Annotated in this window: 14 protein-coding genes and 1 tRNA gene; 8 read left to right on the forward strand and 7 right to left on the reverse strand. The window is 67.7% G+C overall.

Translation table 11 applies throughout. The features are described 5' to 3' along the window. Window positions 1–42 precede the first annotated feature (42 nt). Window positions 43–3,033, forward strand: a complete 2,991-nt coding sequence (locus K8O92_07255) for a (Fe-S)-binding protein (protein UAK33725.1) — start codon at window positions 43–45, stop codon at window positions 3,031–3,033. A 507-nt stretch (window positions 3,034–3,540) separates the two neighbouring features. Here K8O92_07255 and K8O92_07260 read toward each other — a convergent pair. From K8O92_07260 to K8O92_07270, 3 genes are all read right to left on the reverse strand, one after another. Continuing rightward, window positions 3,541–4,689: an acyl-CoA dehydrogenase gene (locus K8O92_07260; GenBank protein ID UAK33726.1), complete on the reverse strand. Its 1,149-nt coding sequence runs from the start codon at window positions 4,687–4,689 to the stop codon at window positions 3,541–3,543. Then, window positions 4,689–5,918 carry an acyl-CoA dehydrogenase family protein gene (locus K8O92_07265; protein ID UAK33727.1) on the reverse strand — a complete coding sequence of 410 codons (1,230 nt, stop codon included), beginning with the start codon at window positions 5,916–5,918 and terminating at the stop codon, window positions 4,689–4,691. The genes K8O92_07260 and K8O92_07265 overlap by 1 nt, the downstream gene beginning before the upstream one ends. Window positions 5,919–6,083: 165 nt before the next feature. After that, a complete protein-coding gene (locus K8O92_07270; protein ID UAK33728.1) occupies window positions 6,084–6,692 on the reverse strand; it encodes a YdcF family protein in 609 nt (202 codons plus the stop codon). A gap of 72 nt (window positions 6,693–6,764) precedes the next feature. Here K8O92_07270 and K8O92_07275 point away from each other — a divergent pair, with 72 nt between their 5' ends. Both K8O92_07275 and K8O92_07280 read left to right on the forward strand, forming a co-directional pair. Further along, window positions 6,765–8,087, forward strand: a complete 1,323-nt coding sequence (locus K8O92_07275; GenBank protein ID UAK33729.1) for a UDP-glucose/GDP-mannose dehydrogenase family protein — start codon at window positions 6,765–6,767, stop codon at window positions 8,085–8,087. 196 nt (window positions 8,088–8,283) lie between these two features. Beyond that, complete coding sequence (locus tag K8O92_07280) at window positions 8,284–9,546, forward strand: Hsp70 family protein (GenBank protein UAK35500.1); 1,263 nt, start codon at window positions 8,284–8,286, stop codon at window positions 9,544–9,546. 42 nt (window positions 9,547–9,588) lie between these two features. Here K8O92_07280 and K8O92_07285 read toward each other — a convergent pair whose 3' ends face one another. From K8O92_07285 to K8O92_07295, 3 genes are all read right to left on the reverse strand, one after another. Next, window positions 9,589–10,866: a YibE/F family protein gene (locus tag K8O92_07285; GenBank protein ID UAK33730.1), complete on the reverse strand. Its 1,278-nt coding sequence runs from the start codon at window positions 10,864–10,866 to the stop codon at window positions 9,589–9,591. A 395-nt stretch (window positions 10,867–11,261) separates the two neighbouring features. Further along, a complete protein-coding gene (locus tag K8O92_07290; protein ID UAK33731.1) occupies window positions 11,262–12,515 on the reverse strand; it encodes a pyridoxal phosphate-dependent aminotransferase in 1,254 nt (417 codons plus the stop codon). Between the two features lie 101 nt (window positions 12,516–12,616). Continuing rightward, window positions 12,617–13,957 carry an XRE family transcriptional regulator gene (locus K8O92_07295; protein ID UAK33732.1) on the reverse strand — a complete coding sequence of 447 codons (1,341 nt, stop codon included), beginning with the start codon at window positions 13,955–13,957 and terminating at the stop codon, window positions 12,617–12,619. Window positions 13,958–14,187: 230 nt separating this feature from the next. Here K8O92_07295 and K8O92_07300 point away from each other — a divergent pair, with 230 nt between their 5' ends. After that, a complete protein-coding gene (locus K8O92_07300; protein ID UAK33733.1) occupies window positions 14,188–14,637 on the forward strand; it encodes a hypothetical protein in 450 nt (149 codons plus the stop codon). Between the two features lie 83 nt (window positions 14,638–14,720). On the opposite strand, the gene dcd is transcribed toward K8O92_07300, so the two are convergent. Then, a complete protein-coding gene (dcd, locus tag K8O92_07305) occupies window positions 14,721–15,320 on the reverse strand; it encodes a dCTP deaminase (GenBank protein UAK33734.1) in 600 nt (199 codons plus the stop codon). Between the two features lie 112 nt (window positions 15,321–15,432). Between dcd and K8O92_07310 the strand changes: the two genes are divergently transcribed. From K8O92_07310 to K8O92_07325, 4 genes are all read left to right on the forward strand, one after another. Then, the gene (locus K8O92_07310; GenBank protein UAK33735.1) at window positions 15,433–16,206 is read left to right on the forward strand and encodes an SDR family oxidoreductase; all 774 of its coding nucleotides are present in this window, start codon (window positions 15,433–15,435) and stop codon (window positions 16,204–16,206) included. 157 nt (window positions 16,207–16,363) lie between these two features. Further along, window positions 16,364–17,086 carry a phosphatase PAP2 family protein gene (locus tag K8O92_07315; protein UAK33736.1) on the forward strand — a complete coding sequence of 241 codons (723 nt, stop codon included), beginning with the start codon at window positions 16,364–16,366 and terminating at the stop codon, window positions 17,084–17,086. A 32-nt stretch (window positions 17,087–17,118) separates the two neighbouring features. After that, window positions 17,119–17,325: an SMI1/KNR4 family protein gene (locus tag K8O92_07320; GenBank protein ID UAK33737.1), complete on the forward strand. Its 207-nt coding sequence runs from the start codon at window positions 17,119–17,121 to the stop codon at window positions 17,323–17,325. Between the two features lie 81 nt (window positions 17,326–17,406). Further along, window positions 17,407–17,480 (forward strand) — tRNA-Gly (locus tag K8O92_07325). The last annotated feature ends 63 nt before the right edge of the window (window positions 17,481–17,543 follow it).

A 17,543-nucleotide genomic window follows, 5' to 3' on the forward strand; every position in this document is an offset into this window, starting at 1 on the left:
GAAACTGCCGCACTCGAGGTGCCTCTAAAGAAAGGTCGCGACATGAATGCCCTGACAGTGACGCTGGGCACGATTGGGGCGGCGCTCAGCCTCCTGTGTTGGGCGTCGTTCTTCGGCGGCGTCCGCAATATCGTTCGCGCCATCATGATCGGACAGCCGGCCCCGGACCGCTGGCGGCCCTTCTTCCCGCGCTTCAAGCAGATGATCGTGGAGTTCCTCGCGCATACGCGCATGAACAAATTCCGCACCGTGGGCTGGGCGCATTGGCTGGTGATGATCGGCTTCCTGGGCGGCGCCATGCTGTGGTTCGAGGCGTACGGGCAGACGTTCGACCCGGCGTTCCACTGGCCCATCATCGGCAACACCGCGATCTACCACCTGTGGGACGAGATCCTCGGCATCGGCACCGTGGTCGGCATCCTCACGCTGATCATCCTGCGTCAGCTCAACCATCCCCGGCTTCCGGAGCGGCTGTCGCGCTTCAGCGGTTCCAAGTTCGCCCCTGCCTACGTCATCGAGGCGATCGTGCTGCTCGAGGGCCTCGGCATGGTCTTCGTGAAGGCGGGCAAGATCGCCGCCTACGGTCACGCGAACCCGGCGACCGACTTCTTCACCATGCAGGTCGCCAAGCTGCTGCCCGCCAACACCACGATGGTGGCGCTGTTCGCATTCGTGAAGCTGATGTCCGGCATGGCGTTCCTCTACCTGGTCGGCCGCAACGTGACCTGGGGCGTGGCCTGGCACCGCTTCTCGGCGTTCCCGAACATCTACTTCAAGCGGGATGAGGACGGCGGCGTCGCGCTGGGCCCGGCCAAGCCGATGATGTCGAAGGGCAAGCCGGTCGACATGGAGACCGCGGACCCGGACACCGACACCTTCGGGGCGGGCCGGATCGAGGACTTCTCCTGGAAGGGCTGGCTGGACTTCACCACCTGCACCGAGTGCGGTCGCTGCCAGTCGCAGTGCCCCGCGTGGAACACCGGTAAGCCGCTCTCGCCGAAGCTGCTGATCATGTCGCTGCGTGACCATGGTTACGCCAAGGCCCCGTACCTGCTGGCCGGTGGCCGCAAGGACATGGGCGGCGACGAGGTCGGCCTCGTCGACGCCGAGGGCAAGCCGAACGAGGCCCAGCTGGCCAAGATCTCCGAGGCCGCCAAGGCCGAAGCGGAGCGCCCGCTGGTCGGCGGCCCCGAAGTGGGCGGCGTCATCGACCCCGAGGTGCTGTGGAGCTGCACCACCTGTGGCGCGTGCGTCGAGCAGTGCCCGGTGGACATCGAGCACGTCGACCACATCATCGACATGCGCCGCTACCAGGTGCTGATCGAATCGGAGTTCCCGTCCGAGCTCGCCGGCCTGTTCAAGAACCTGGAGAACAAGGGCAATCCGTGGGGTCAGAACGCCAAGGACCGGCTCAACTGGATCAACGAGCTCGATTTCCAGATCCCGGTCTTCGGCCAGGACGCCGACAGCTTCGACGGTTACGAGTACCTGTTCTGGGTGGGCTGCGCGGGCGCCTACGAGGACCGCGCCAAGAAGACCACCAAGGCGGTCGCCGAGCTGCTGGCCACCGCGGGCGTGAAGTTCATGGTGCTCGGCGCGGAGGAGACCTGCACCGGTGACTCCGCACGCCGCGCGGGCAACGAGTTCCTGTTCCAGCAGCTCGCGCAGCAGAACATCGAGCTGCTGAACTCGGTGTTCGAGGGCGTCGAGGATCGCAAGAAGAAGATCGTCGTCACCTGCGCGCACTGCTTCAACGCGCTGAACAACGAGTACCCACAGGTCGGCGGCACCTACGAGGTCGTGCACCACACCCAACTGCTCAACCGCCTGGTGCGGCAGAAGCAGCTGATCCCGGTGGCCTCGGTCTCCCAGAATGTCACCTACCACGACCCGTGCTACCTGGGCAGGCACAACAAGATCTACAACGCGCCGCGCGAGCTGATGGCCGCGTCCGGCTCGAACCTGGTCGAGATGCCCCGGCACGGCGAACGGTCCATGTGCTGTGGCGCCGGCGGCGCGCGGATGTGGATGGAAGAGCAACTCGGCAAGCGGGTCAACATCGACCGGGTGGAGGAGGGATTGAGCACCCTCGCCGCGCCTTCTGGTCGCTCCGCGGGCTCCGCCCCTGGGAAGATCGCGACCGGCTGCCCGTTCTGCCGCGTGATGCTCACCGACGGCGTCACCGCGCGCCAGGAGAAGGGTGAGGGCGAAGGCGTCGAAGTGGTGGACGTCGCGCAGTTGATGCTGGATGCCATCGAGCGGGTCGAGCCGACGGTGCTCACCGAGAACCTGACCGTCATCCAGGAGCCGAAGGCGCCCGAGGCGGAACCCGAGCCGGAGCCCGAACCCGCCCCGGCCGCCGAGGCTCCCGCCCCGGCCAAGGCCGCGCCGACCGGTGGCGGTCTGGCCATGAAGGGCCCCGCGAAAGCGCCCGGTGGCGGCGGTCTCGGCATGAAGGGCGCCGCGAAAGCTCCCGGCGCGAAGGCCCCGGCCGCGGAAACGGCGGAGACCGAGGCCACGGCGGCGCCTGCCGCTCCGGTCAAGGGTCTGGCCATGAAGGGTCCGGCGAAGGCTCCCGGTGGTCTGGGGATGAAGGGCGGCGCCAAGGCGCCCGGTGGCGGTCTCGCCATGAAGGGCGCGGCCAAGGCTCCCGGCGCTAAGGCTCCGGCAGCGGAAACGTCCGCGGCTGCGGCCGAAGCAGCACCCGCCACCCAGGCGGCTGCGGAACCGGCCGACGCCGAGCCGACCGAGACCAAGCCGACGGTGCCCGCCAAGGGTCTGGCCATGAAGTCCGGCTTCAAGCGTCCCGGCCCCAAGGCCCCTGGCAAAGCCGCTCCGGTCACTGCCGAACCGGCCTCGGCGGACGAGCCCGCCGCCGCGGAAACTCCTGCCGCGCAGCCCGAAGCCGCTGCCGAGCCGGAGCAATCCAACGGCACCGGCGGCAACGGCGCGCACCAGGTCGTACCGCCCGCCGCCAAGCCGGGCGGCTTGGGCTTCAAGTCCGGCGCGAAGGCGCCGGGCCGTAAGAGCTGAGCCCAGAAACAACCGAACACCGACATCGGCCGGGTCCAGCGATGGACCCGGCCGAGTTGTATCCGGTAGTTTCGAAGTCGCTGAAGTGACCAGCGCACCTGGCGCTCTTGTGGCGGGATGTCATCTCACCGCGCTCGAGATCGGCTACTCGGCGCGATCCCATGCCGACTACATCGCCAAGATCGCCGGTCAAAGGCTTTGGTCTGGCTCCCGGTAACGGAAGAAGCGATGGACCGGGCCTTGGAGGTCCAGGGTCTTCTCGCCGCCCGAGGCGCACATCGTTTACCGATTCCCGATCTCATCCTTTCAGCGACCGCTGAAGTCCACGGGGCAACCGTTCTGCATGTGGACAGCGATTACCAGACCATTGCGGAGATCACCGGTCAGCCGCATCGGCGACTCGGGACAAGCTGATTCGGCAGCTCGTCCGATACCACCGCAGCGGTAAGGACGGCTGAGCACGAGCCAGTGGGGCCGGGGAGGTGTGGCCCCGGCCCGAGAACCGGATTACGGCCGTGTCAGCGCGGCGTAGCGCGCGAGATGCTCGTCGGTGGAGCCGAATTCGTGCTCGACAACGGTGAGCCGTTTGAAGTAGTGGCCGATGGCCAGCTCTTCGGTCATGCCCATCGCCCCGTGCAGTTGCACGGCGTTCTGCCCGATGAACCGCGCCGCGCGCGCGACCGTGACCTTCGCCGCGGAGACGGCGCGCGCACGGTCCTCGGCGGGCGCGCGCAGCGAGTGGACGGCCAGGTGGACCGCCGCGACGGCCTGTTCGAGTTCGATGTACATGTCGACCATGCGGTGTTGCAGGACCTGGAAACTGCCGATCGGCTGACCGAACTGCTGACGCTGCTCGGCGTATTCGATGGTGTCGGCGAGCACTTTCCGCATACAGCCGACGGCCTCGGCGCAGACCGCCGCGGTCGCCTCCGCGATGGTCGGCTCGATGACGGTCCAGGCGTCCGACTCCGCGCCCAGCAGGGCGTCGGCGGGCAGACGCAGGCCGGTGAACACGAGATCGGCGGCGGCCCGGTCGTCGATGGTGCGGTAGCTGTGCACTTCGACACCGGCAGGGGGCGCGACCGCGTCGAACTCCACCCGGAACAACGAGATCCCCGCCTTGTCGCGCCGCTCGCCGGATGTGCGCGCGGTGATCAGCAGGTGAGTGGCCAGCGGCGCGCCGGTCACCACGGTCTTCGCGCCGTCGAGCACCCAGCCGTCGTCGTCGCGGCGGGCAGTGGTCGACACATCGTGCAGCGCGTGTCCGGAGGTCGGTTCCAGCGCGGCGAACGCGATGCGCGCGTCACCGGACACGATCCGGCGCAGCACGGCGTCCGCCTGTTCGCCGCCGCCACGCTCGAGCAGTCCGGCGCCGATCACGACCGTGTCGACGAACGGCTCGACCACCAGCGCGCGGCCGAGTTCCTCGGCGATCACCATGAGCTCGACGGGGCCGCCACCGGTGCCGTCCACCCGCTCGGGAAGCGTCGCCCCGAGAATCCCCAGCTCGTCGGCGAAGCCGCGCCAGACCGCAGGCTGCCAGCCCTCCGCCGATTTCGCGGCTGCGCGGCTCTTCTCCAGGTCATAGCGGGCGCCGAGGTATCCGGCGACCGCGGAGCGGAGCAGTTCCTGCTCGTCGGTAAGCGTGAAGTCCATCAGAGCCCCAATGCTGCTTTGGCGAGGATGTTTCGCTGAATCTCGTTGCTGCCCGCGTAGATCGAGCCCGCTCGGTCGTTGAAGTACCGCAGCGGCGCGACAGCTTGCCAGTCCGCGCCGCTGTGGTAACCGTCGGTCGGCGGCGTGAACTGGGCGATCGGCCCGCCGGGCTCGGTGGCGTGCGGTTGGTAGACGCGACCGCGCGGTCCCGCGGCTTCCAGCGCCAGCTCGGTGAGCTTCTGGCTGAGTTCGGTGCCGAGGATCTTGAGCATGGAGGACGCGGGCCCCGGGTTCTTGCCCTGCGCCATCGCGGAAATGGTGCGGTACTCCAGGACTTCGAGCACTTCGGTGCGGATCCGCAGATCCGCCAGCTTCGCGGCGAACGCGCGGTCATCGATGAGCGGGTTGCCGTCCGGGCCGGGCTGCTGTGCCGCGTTGGCGGCGATGTCCTGGGCCATGACCTGCAGCCACGGGGCCGCCGTGCCGCCGCGCTCGTGCACCAGCAGGTATTTCGCGACGGTCCAGCCGTCGTCGATCCGGCCGAGCACATTGGTCTTCGGCACCCGCACGTTATCGAAGAAGACCTGGTTCTGCACCTGTTCGCCCGAGGTCATCACCAGCGGCCGGATCTCGATGCCCGGTGAGGTCATATCGATCAGCAGGAACGTGATGCCCTGCTGCTTCTTACCCGTGCGCGAGGTGCGCACCAAGCAGAAGATCCAGTTCGCCTCGGTGGCGTGGGTGGTCCAGATCTTGCTGCCGGTGCACACGAAATCCTCGCCGTCGTCGACGGCGGCCATGGTCAGCGCGGCCAGATCCGATCCGGCCTCCGGCTCGGAGTACCCCTGGCAGAAGAAGACCTCGCCGGTGAGGATGCGCGGCAGATAGAAAGCCTTCTGCTCGGCGGTGCCGAACGCGATGATCGCGGGGGCCACCATCTTGATGCCCATCGGAGACAGCGCCGGCGCGCCCGCCAGCGCCGATTCCCGCTGGAAGATGTAGTGCTGGGTCAGACTCCAGTCGCATCCGCCGTGTTCCACCGGCCAGGCCGGCGCCGCCCAGCCGCGCTCGTGCAGGATGTGCTGCCATTCCATGCTCGCCTCGTGGTCGGGATACACGCTCGTCGCCAAGCGCCCGGCCCGGCGCAATTCCGGCGTCAGTTTCGCCTCGAGGAACTCGCGTACCTCGTCCCGAAATGCCAGATCCTCCGCTGACCAGTCGTAATCCATCTGCCCTCCCGGAGGGTGCGCACCGTTGCTTCCCTGGCGACCATCCCGTCACCATGCGACAAAATGTACGATTGTTTCTCTCATCGAGTCAAACTGAAGGCACCCGCCCGCAAATTTTGGGCATTACTCGCCGCGCGGGCGGCTCGCGTGCCGGATCCACCGCTTCTAGCAGTCCTCGACGAAGGCTTTGGTGAAACCCACGGATTGGTAGAGGTAGTCGTAAGCCCAGCGTGGGAGGGAGAGGTCGGGGTTGGTGTCGACGAAAAGGAGTTCTCCGTCCCAGCACTTTCGCAAGATGTAGCGCGCTCGGGAGACGTGGGGCGTGAAGGTGACGACGATGACTCGCCGCCAGTTGTGGGCGCGGGCGAGGCGGGCGAGTTCGCGGCCCTCGCCGCGAGTGGTGCGCGGCGAGGGGTCGAAGCACAGGACCTCGAAGCTGTAGCCGCCGTGACAGATGCGGTTCAGCATGGCGCTGTTCTCACAGGGATCGGAGAACACCACGCGTGGCGCGTACCCGTCGCGCGCCAGGCGTAGCCCGAGTTGCTCGCGTCCGTCGTGCGCTCCGCCCAGGACGAGAACGGCGTCCGCTCGCGCGGGCGGGTCGGTGCGCGGACGTACGTAGACCGGCCACAGCGCGCCCGCGGCGACGGCGACCGCCAGACCGGCGCCGAGGAGGATCCAGGCCCACCGATGACGTCGCACCCCGCCGATGCTAGCGGGCGCGGGAACCGATTCATCCAGGTCAGGGCGTTGCACCGCGCGACGTCGCCGCATGTACATCTGCTGTTGCCCGGACCCTTGCCTCGGTGACGTGGCGTGGCCACCGGAGGGGCTTACCAATCGATCATGCGATGCACAGTCTTCGGAACCGGGTATCTCGGGGCCACGCACGCTGCGTGCATGGCCGAACTCGGGCACGACGTCATCGGGGTGGACGTGGACCCGGGCAAGGTCGCGAAGCTGTCCGACGGGGTGGTGCCGTTCTACGAACCCGGCTTGGAGGCTGTGCTGCGCCGCAACCTCGACGCGGGCCGGCTGCGGTTCACCACCTCCTATGCCGAGGCGGCCGCCCACGCGGAGGTGCATTTCCTCGGCGTGGGCACCCCGCAGAAGAAGGGCGAGTACGCCGCCGACCTGAAATACGTGCACGCGGTGGTGGATACGCTCGCGCCGCTGCTGGAGCGCCCCTCGGTGATCATCGGCAAGTCGACGGTCCCGGTCGGCACGGCGGCTGCGCTCGGGACCCGGGCTCGCGCACTGAGTCCCACCGACGTCGAGGTGGCGTGGAATCCGGAGTTCCTCCGGGAAGGCTGGGCGGTCAAGGACACCTTGCGGCCGGACCGGCTGGTCCTCGGTGTCGACCGTGCGCGCGCCGCCGCCGGGTGGGTCGAAGATCTGGTGCGCGAGATCTACGCGGATCTCATCGCCGCCGAGATCCCATTCCTGCTGACCGACCTCGCCACAGCGGAATTGGTGAAGGTCTCCGCCAACGCTTTTCTGGCGACGAAGATTTCGTTCATCAACGCCGTGTCTGAGGTGTGCGAGGCGACCGGCGCGGACGTGACCATGCTGGCCGACGCCCTCGGCTACGACGCGCGCATCGGCCGCCGATTCCTCAACGCGGGCCTCGGTTTCGGCGGGGGATGTCTACCCAAGGACATCCGCGCGTTCATGGCCCGCTCCGGCGAACTCGGCGCCGACCACGCCGTCGCCTTCCTGCGCGAGGTGGACAACATCAATATGCGCCGCCGGACCAAGGTGGTGGACATGGCCGCACGCGCCTGCGGTGGTTCGCTGCTCGGCGCGAACGTCGCGGTGCTCGGCGCGGCGTTCAAGCCGGAGTCCGACGACGTCCGCGACTCGCCCGCGTTGAACGTGGCGGGCATGATCCAACTGCACGGCGCCGTGGTGACCGTGTACGACCCCAAAGCGCTGGAGAATTCGCGCCGGGTGTTCCCCACCCTGAACTACGCGACCTCGGTGGCCGAGGCATGTGAACGCGCCGACGTGGTGCTCGTCCTCACCGAGTGGGACGAATTCACCGCGCTGCGACCGCAGGACCTGGACCGAGTGGTGCGCGCCCGCTCGATCATCGACGGCCGGAACTGTCTCAATCGTGCCACCTGGAGAGCAGCCGGATGGGTGTACGCGGGACTCGGCACGCCGTAGAGTTGCGGAGCGAGGCGGGCTACTGCCGGACAGGTGACCAGTCCTGCCTTAAGCACAGCTGATCGCCGGCGGTAGGGTCCGTCCAGCGGGCCTCCGCCGACGGACGGCGCAGGCTCGCATGTCGTGAAGTGTGGAACGAGATGGGCAGCTGATGAGTTCGGTACTGGGAGTTTCGGTGGGGGCCGGCGCTGTCCGTATGGCCCGGCCACACGCCGGCAACCCCCACGGGCATGTCTCCCCGCATTCCTTCGATCTGCAGACCATTCCGGTCGTCGACCAGAGCGTGGAAGAGCTGGCGGCCGAAGCCATCGGAGTCACCCTCGAAGCCACGCCGGGCATCGGCGCCACCGCGATCGCCTACCGCAGTGAGCAGCACGCCCGCGCCATTCGCGCGGCCATGGCCCGCCAGCAGCTGACCAATTACGAACTCGTCCCGGAGATCGCGGCGGCACTCGAGTTCGCGCAGGCCACCGGCGATATCCGCGGCATCTCCTCGCTGGTCGTCTATGACCTGGGCAGCTCGGGACTGACGGTGAGCGTGGTCGACACCCAGACTCGTGAGGTGCGTCATAGCGAGCGCACCAGCGACATCAGCGGTGACTATCTCGACTCTCTGATCCGCGAGCAGCAGATCGCGTCGGGGCGCATCGCACACCCCCCGAACGCCGCGGGCCTGGCCGCTCTGGACGCGCTGTGCCGGGAGGCCAAGGAGCAGTTGACCACCAACACCGCGGTGGCGCTGCCCAGCGAGCAGGGTTTGGTCCTGCTGGCGCAGGAGAACTTCGAATCGCTGATCATGCTGGCGATCGAGTCGTCGGCGCGGATGGCGCGCGACGTGATCGTGCGCTCGGACCGCCCGGTGCACGGCGTGCTGGCCATCGGTGGCTGCGCTCGAATCCCGTTGGTGGCCAAGGTCCTCGAACGGTGGATGGGCGTTCCCGTCATCGTGCCGGACAGCCCCGAGACCGTCATGGCGCGCGGCGCCGCCCTCTTGGCCAGACCGGTCCGCAAGGAGAGCCCGGCCGCGAGCGCCGTGCTGGACGACGACTTGTCACCCGCCTGGTTGTCGGCGCCTGCCCAGCGCGGCAAGCGCGAGATCAGCGGGGCCGTGTTGACCGTCAGCGCGCTGGCCGTGGTCGCCGCGATCGGGCTCGGCCTCGGCTACGGACCGCAGGTGCTGGAACGGGATTCGCACACCAGCGAGAGCTCGCCGTCGTTGTCACCGACCACCGCACCGCGTACGACCAGCCTCGATCCGCAGATCGCGGTCGCGCCGGGTACAACCGAGGCGCCCGCGCACGAATCGGTCGCCGCGCCACCGCCGAACCGGCGGCAGACCACCAGCGAGGCGCCGCCGACACCCGGCCCGAACACTATTGTGGTGCCCGGCCTTCCGCCGATCGTGGTTCCCACGATCCCGCCGGAGGTTTTCCCCTTTCCCCCACCGCCGCCACGCTGAGCCGGGTTCACCGGCGGCGTCTCAGCTCACCGGGATTCGGGCTCAGACCCTGGCGTGCTTGGCCCGGCGCGGGCGCGGCGGCGGGCTCGATTCCTTGGCCTTGAACGGGCGAGCCAGCAGGACCGCGATGCCGGTGGTCAACGGCACCGAGAGCGCCAGCGCGATGCCGCCGACCGAGGAACGCGCGATCTCGATGGCCACCGCGTCACCGGCGAGCACGTCACGGATGGACCGCCCCGCCACGCTGAACAGCAGCAACAGCGGCAGCGCCCCACCGGCGTAGGCGAGTACCAGCGTGTAGACGGTGCTGGCGATGTGGTCGCGCCCCACGCGCATGGCGGCGGCGAAGATCTCTCGCCGCGATGCCGATTCGTCGAGGGCGGCCAGCTCGAACGCGGCCGACGCCTGGGTGATCGTCACGTCGTTGAGCACGCCCAGCGAGCCGATGATGAACCCGGCCAGCAACAGTCCGGTGATGCTGACGTGCTCGATGTAGGTCGCGACGTTCGTGTTCTGTTCCTCGGAAAGCCCCGTCAGATTGGTCATCTCGATCGTGAGCCAGGACAACACGGCGGCCAGCAGCATCGAGGTGAGCGTGCCCAGCAGCGCCGAACTGGTGCGCAGGTTCAGCCCGTGCGCCAGATACAGCACGGCGTAGAGGATCAACGAGCCCGCGACCAGCGCGACCGGGATCGCGGGTTTGCCGTCGAGCAAGGCGGGCAGCATGAACATCACCAGGACCGCGAAGGCGAACACCAGACCCAGCAGCGCGCGGACGCCGCGCCAGCGCGCCACCACGATGATCACCACCACGAACGCCAGGGCGATCAGCGTGAGCGGCAGCCCCCGTGAGTAGTCCTCGAACGAGTACAGCGGCGTCCCGGTCGGATCGGTCTGGCGGACCAGTCGGAGCTCGTCGCCCGCGCGCAGATCGGGTTGTCCTGGGCCCGGCGCGATTTCCAACAGCGTGCGGTTGCCCTTGTGCGGGCCGGACTCGATCGCGATCACACTGCGCTGACAGTTGTAGGCATTGCTGCGCGGCGGTTCGGGCTTGTCGATGAACACCTTGCCCAGTGACGGACTGCCGCACGGGCCGATATCCTGCATGACCACCGTGCCCGCCTCGGTCTGCACCGCGCCGCCACCCGCGTTCTGCATCGGCAGCGGGATATCGACATGCTGTTTGCTCGGCCACAGCGCGATCGCGCCGATGAGGACGGCGACGCCGATCACGGTGAGTAGCCCGATGACCACCCGCGCCGCGGTCGCGCCGATCGCGATCGGACCCGAGTGATCGTGGTGATGGTGGTGGTCGCTCACCGCGCTCCTACCTGTCAGATGTGTTTCTGCCCGCAGCGAGCCTAAAGGATTTCATTTTCAAGACCGTCGCGGCTGCTACCGAACACAGCGGATACACACTCGGAGCGATCCGATCGCGGTAAGGAAACGGGATTTGGAGGGGGCGGCGGAGAGCAGGGGGATGTCTCCGCCGCCCGCAGGGCAGGCGGCCCAGGGGGGTAGGCGGCCTAACCCAAGGCCGGATGTGCCCAGGGGGGGTAGGCAATCCGGCCAGGCACCTTAAGTGCCGAGGACTACTGTACACAAAAGTACTTCTTTTGCGCTAGTTAGTCGCCAAATCCGACAGGTATCCGTACATCAGGTTTGTTTCCGGGCCGGAAGCGGGGCGATTATATTGTCGCCCGACCTCCTTCCCACTATTGGCGATAGCTGGCGAGGAAGTTGCCGAACCGTTCGATCGCGACCGCGAGATCCCGGGCCCAGGGCAGGGTGACGATCCGGAGATGGTCGTGGTGCGGCCAGTTGAAGCCGGTGCCCTGCACCATCAGGATCTTCTCCTGCAACAGCAGATCCAGGATCAGCTTGGAGTCGTCGTAGATCTCGTACACGTTCGGATCCAGCTTCGGGAACGCGTACAGCGCGCCCTTCGGCTTCACACACGAGACACCGGGGATCATGTTCAACCGCTCCCACGCGACATCGCGCTGTTCGAGCAGCCTGCCGCCGGGCAGGATCAGATCCTCGATGCTCTGGTGGCCGCCGAGCGCGACTTGGATCGCGTGCTGCGCGGGCACATTCGGGCACAATCGCGACGAGGCGAGCAGGTCGATGCCCTCCAGGAAGCCGGCCGCGTGGTCCTTCGGCCCGGTGATCGCCAGCCAGCCCGACCGGTAGCCCGCCACCCGATAGGCCTTGGACAGCCCGTTGAAGGTCAGGCACAGCAGGTCCGGCGCCACGCCCGCCAGCGAGATGTGCTTGGCGTCGTCGTAGAGGATCTTGTCGTAGATCTCGTCGGCGAGCAGCAACAGTTGATGCTTACGCGCCACGTCGGCGAGTTGCTGGAGCACCTCGGCGGAGTACACCGCGCCGGTGGGATTGTTCGGGTTGATCACCAGCAGGGCCTTGGTCTTGTCGGTGATCTTGGCTTCGATGTCCGCGATGTCGGGTTGCCAGCCGTTGGCCTCGTCACAGAGATAATGCACCGGGGTGCCGCCCGCCAGGCTGGTCATGGCGGTCCACAGCGGGTAGTCCGGCGCCGGGATAAGCACCTCGTCGCCGTTGTCCAGCAGGGCCTGCATGGTGATGGTGATCAGCTCGGAGACGCCGTTGCCGAGGTAGACGTCGTCCACGTCGAGCTCCGGGAAGCCGGGCACGAGTTCGTAGCGGGTCACGATCGCGCGCCGCGCCGACAGGATGCCCTTGGATTCGGAGTAGCCCTGGGCGTACGGGAGCGCCGCGATGATGTCGCGCATGATCACGTCCGGCGCCTCGAACCCGAACGGGGCGGGGTTGCCGATGTTGAGCTTGAGGATGCGGTGCCCCTCGGCCTCCAACCGTGCCGCCTGCGCGTGTACCGGTCCACGGATCTCGTAGACGACGTTCTGCAGCTTCGTGGACTGCTCCAGAACACGCGGGGGACGGTGCGGATGATGAGGACTCACCCGTCCCATGGTGCCATCCGTCGCAACTGGATAAACCGCCTGTCCGAGCCCCGCCCCGGGCTTCCGCGGCCACGACGGCGTCTGCCGCGTCACCGGATGTGACGCGTCACTCAATGGGCGGGCCCTCCCGGTGGGATGCCTTTGGCCGCGGTGGAGCCGCAGAACTCCTCGATGCGCTCGTCCAACCGCCGCGCCTCGATCGCGTCACGGAAGGTTCGACTCGCGATCCGCCTGCGCACACCGGTCAGCCGCTCCTCCAGTTGCGCGATGCGCTTGTCCTCCTCGAGTCCGAGCACCGGCTGCAACGCCTCGGCCGCGCCGTCCAGGCTGCCGTTGATCAGATGGGCGGCCGCGCAGTCGACCCTGGCCAGGGATTCCGCACCGTAGGAGCGCTGTTCGGACGGTCCTTTCGAGTACAGCTCGATGGCCCGCTGCGTGGCGGTGAGCGCGGGCTCCGCCTGGCCGAGGTGGATGTAGGTGGCGCCAGCGTAGTAGTTGGCCTTGGCGTCGTTGAACCCGAAGACCCCGCCCACCTCGTCGTGCAGGGGGTCGGTCGCGGCGATCTCGCGGGCGTCGTCGGCCGCGCGGACGCAGCGGTCGGTGTCCGCTGCGCTCCCCAGCGCCGACCAGATCCTGGCCTCGATGTTGAGCAGTCGCACCTGCGCGGTCGCGGACTCGGCGAACTCCTGTCCGCTCTGGGCCAGCTCCACCGCCCGGCGGGGGCGCTGCGACCAGTACTCGATCAGCGCGTGCATGCCGCGGGTCCAGGCACGAAGCCCGTTGTGCCCGCACAGTTCCGCGTAAGCCCAGGCAGCCCGCACCTGCTCGCCCGCAGCGTCGTAGTAGCCGAGATCGGTGCTCGCGTTGGCGAGCAGTCCCGAGAGCGTGCCCGCCAGGAGATACAGATGCCCCGTATCGGCGGGCCGCTGATGGCCCTCCAGCAACCGATACACCCGGCGTCGCACCCGCACCATCTCCACCATCATCGGCACCGGCGGAATATGCACGTAATCGTTCGCGATGCGTACGACATCCGCGTCGAGCTGTTCCAACGTGCTCGCACCGACATTGGTGCTCTCGGCCTTACCGGCGTGCTCGCTGGCCTCGTGGGCAGCCGCCATGATCAGATCCCTCTCCGAAATCGCTGCTAACGCAACACCTCTCATCGCACCGGCGTCTATGAGAGCCAAAATGTCAGCGTCGCTCGAATAATGAATGCGCGCCGAGGCGTCGGCAGGCGCGTCGAATCCCGGCGGGACGGCTCGATCGCTCGAGGGCTGATCGATCAATGCCGCGAACCGCGCCCGCACCACATCGTCGGACCTGGCCAGTGAGGTATCCAGAGCGGCTTGGTTGATCGGTCGTGGATGGACCCGGGCGCCCCCGGCTTCCCACTTCGACACCAAGCGTTCGTGCACCCCTAAATGGGCAGCGAATTCCCTGATGCTCATCCGCTTGGCATCGCGAAGGGCGCGGGCCTCTTTGCCTGACCAATGCCTGATCACGATGCCATCCCTTCCGAACGAGCCCCCTCCAGAGTACGAGCGGTTTGTGATCACTGCCACAAGTGAATTGCGCCTTCTATCAAAGGCAGTGGAAGGGCAGCGTAAGGCGGGTAGGCAGGCAATACCGAATCCAGCTGCGGGCCGGGACTATTGAGGCGGAAGGCAAGGAGTTCGCCGTGAATGTCGAGAAACTCAGGACCGTGGACGATTGGGTGGCTTTCTATCGGCACGAGTTCGGGTTGCCGGTCACCGAGCGTGGCGGTTTCGCCATGCTTCCGATCACCGGACGCGTCTGCGTAGTCCACCTGCCGACCGCGCGGGCCGAGAAGGTCCGCGTCGCACTGGAACAACAGGGAACGAGGGGTCCCATGTTGGCCAGGCAGATCCGATGGAGCTTCCTCGCCGAGCCCGACAGCCGACCGGGACCACAGGTGCTCGAGGTGCTCAATCGGCTGGATATCGGCCTGCCGGCCATCGGCAGTGCCGTGATGTTGCCGACCGGTCTCGGTCGCTGGACTCGGGAAGGGTGCTTCTGGGTCAGCCCGCCGAACCGCGGTGACACGCTTCCGCCGCTGTCCGTCATCCTCACTACGGCGCTCGCGGTGGGAGCGGGCGGCGGGGACTGATCACCTCCGCGATCAGCTCCCCGCTGCCACCCGCCGGGTCCGCTTCCCCGCACAGTCGACGAGGCGGACTCGGCGTGGGTCGGTCAGCGTGATTCGGCGGCCTCGATAGCCGCGGCCGCGATCGGGAAGTTGAGATAGGACCGCGACGGCGTCGGTCCGCGCTGGCCCTGATACTTCGAGCCCGCCACGGCACTGCCGTAGGGATGCTCGGCCGGACTGGTCAGCCTGATCAGGCACAACTGACCGATCTTCATGCCGGGCCACAGCGTGATCGGCAGGTTGGCCACGTTGGACAGCTCCAGCGTGATGTGCCCGCTGAACCCGGGATCGATGAAGCCCGCGGTGGAGTGGGTCAGCAGGCCGAGCCTGCCCAGGCTGGACTTGCCCTCCAACCGTCCGGCCAGGTCGTCCGGCAGCGTGCACACCTCGAGGGTGGAGCCGAGCACGAACTCGCCCGGATGCAGCACGAACGGCTCACCCTCGGTCGGCTCGACCAGAGTGGTGAGTTCGTCCTGCCGCTGCGCGGGATCGATGTGGGTGTACCGGGTGTTGTTGAACACCCGGAACATCCGGTCCAGGCGCACGTCGATGCTCGACGGCTGGATCAGGTTCTCCAGCAGCGGCTCGACGCCGAGACGCCCAGCGGCGATCTCCGCACGGATGTCACGATCGGAAAGCAGCACGCGACGAGCGTAGCGCCTGTTCGCCGGGACTCCTCAGCCGCACAGCGATATGGAGAGAGCGATATCCTCGCATTCAATCGCAGCGCGTCGCCCGCGATCGAAGGGATGGACAATGAGCGAGGGTTCGCTGTTCGACCTGACCGGCCACGTCGCCGTCGTCACCGGAGGCAATTCCGGCATCGGGCTCGGTTTCGCCCGCGGGCTCGCGCGAGCCGGAGCCGACATCTGTGTCGTCGGACGCAACACCGAACGCAACGAGGCCGCCGCCGAGGAATTGAGTGCCTTCGGCGGGCGGGTGCTGGCCCTGCGCTGTGATGTCGGCGAGGAACAGCAGGTGATCGACACCTTCGGCCGCGCGGCCGCCGAACTCGGCCGGATCGACTCGTGCTTCGTGAACGCCGGGGTCATGCAGGGCTTCATCCCCTTCGTGGAGACCGATCTCGCGGAATTCCGCCGGGTCACCTCCATCAACCTCGACGCCGCGTTCGTCACCCTGCGCGAAGCGGCGAAGGTTCTGCTCGCCCAAGGCGAGGGCGGCAGCCTGGTCGCCACCGCGAGCCTCGCCGCCCGCCAGGGCGTTCCGCGCGGCCAGTCCTATGCCGCGAGCAAGGCGGGTTTGATCGCCATGGTCAACTCGATCGCGGTGGAACTGGCCAAGCACGGCATCCGCGCGAACTCGGTGCTGCCCGGGTGGGTCGAGACGCCGATGACCGAGGGCGCCTTCGCCTGGGACCGTTTCCGCGAACGCGTCGAGCCCAGGATTCCGGTGCGCCGCTGGGGTCAGCCCAGCGATTTCGAGTCCGTCGCCGTCTACCTCGCCAGCCCCGCCAGCGCCTACCACACCGGCGACACGCTCCTGATCGACGGCGGCTACAGCCTGTTCTGACGCATCCCGCGACCGGCGCTTCGGCGTCCGGTTCGCCCGGCGAGGCGCCGGTCGACGGCGGTGCTCGCTACGGGATGACGAAGCCGCCCTGGGTTGTCATCCCAAGTGGGAAGCGCGCCGGGTTAACTTGCGGCGTCGGGCATGGGAACGTGGAGTTGTGACCTCCCCTCGCATTCGGAACGCCATCTGGGTGCTCACCGCGTTGCTGGTGGTGTGCGCCGCGGCTCTCACGGCAGGTGTGGTCGGGGACGGCGGCCCCGGCGGGATTGATCGCGGCATCGCCGACTGGGCCGTCGCACAGCGCAGCGACGCGCTGACTCCGGTGGCCGTGGTGGTCAGCGTGCTGGGCGGCACGCTCGCGATGACAGCGCTGGCCACCGCCACCTGCCTTGTGCTGTCCTGGCAGCGACGCTGGTCGTCGGCGGCGCTGGTCGCGGTCACCGGCCTCGGCGGCGGGTTACTGGTCCGCGGCGGCAAGCGCCTGACCGACCGCGACCGCCCGCCCGTCGAGGACCACCTGATCAGCGTCTCCAACCAGGCCTATCCCTCCGGGCACAGCATGGGCTCGTTCGTCGTGGTCGGCATCGTCCTAGTGGTCACGCTCCCCCGCCTGCGCGGCCACGCCCTGCGCGTCGGCGTCGCGGCCGCCGCCGCGCTTTTCGTTCTCGCGGTGGGAATGACCCGGATCTACCTCGGCGTCCACTGGACCACCGACGTCGTCGGCGGCTGGTGCATCGGCGCGCTGTGGCTCATCCTCTGCCTTACCGCCTACCGGTACCTGGTCCCCGCCGCGGACTCGAGCTTGTCCGCGCCTCCGCGCGACCTCCACAGCAGAGGACCTGACAAGGCCGGGACTTCTTCCGACCATCGGCAGGCATAGCGAAGTAGTCCGCACCGCATATTCTCTCGAGCGTGGTGAAGTTCGACGACCCGGTAATACTCCTGCATGGCGACGGCCACTGGTGGGTAGCACTCGACTACCGCGGCTGCGGCCGGACGGGCGAGCCGTCGGTGGTATGGATCGATGACGAAGCCGATGTCCTCTTCCTCGCCTCCGATTTCGAGTCGTTCATCGAAGGCTTGACCTCGTCCGACCAGTTCGCCACCGATGACGATTAGCCCCGTCACCGGCTTCTAGCTGCACTTTTCCCACCCCGTGCGCAGCTTCTGCTACAGTCTCGGTTGGCGCATCTGCGCCCTGCCGATGTAGTTCAATGGTAGAACTTCTGCTTCCCAAGCAGACAGCGCGGGTTCGATTCCCGTCATCGGCTCCACGAGAAAACCCGCCCTGACCAGGGCGGGTATTGTTTTGAAACCACCGGTCGAGCGGGCACTGT

This window comes from Nocardia asteroides (assembly GCA_019930625.1).
Lineage (GTDB): Bacteria > Actinomycetota > Actinomycetes > Mycobacteriales > Mycobacteriaceae > Nocardia > Nocardia sputi.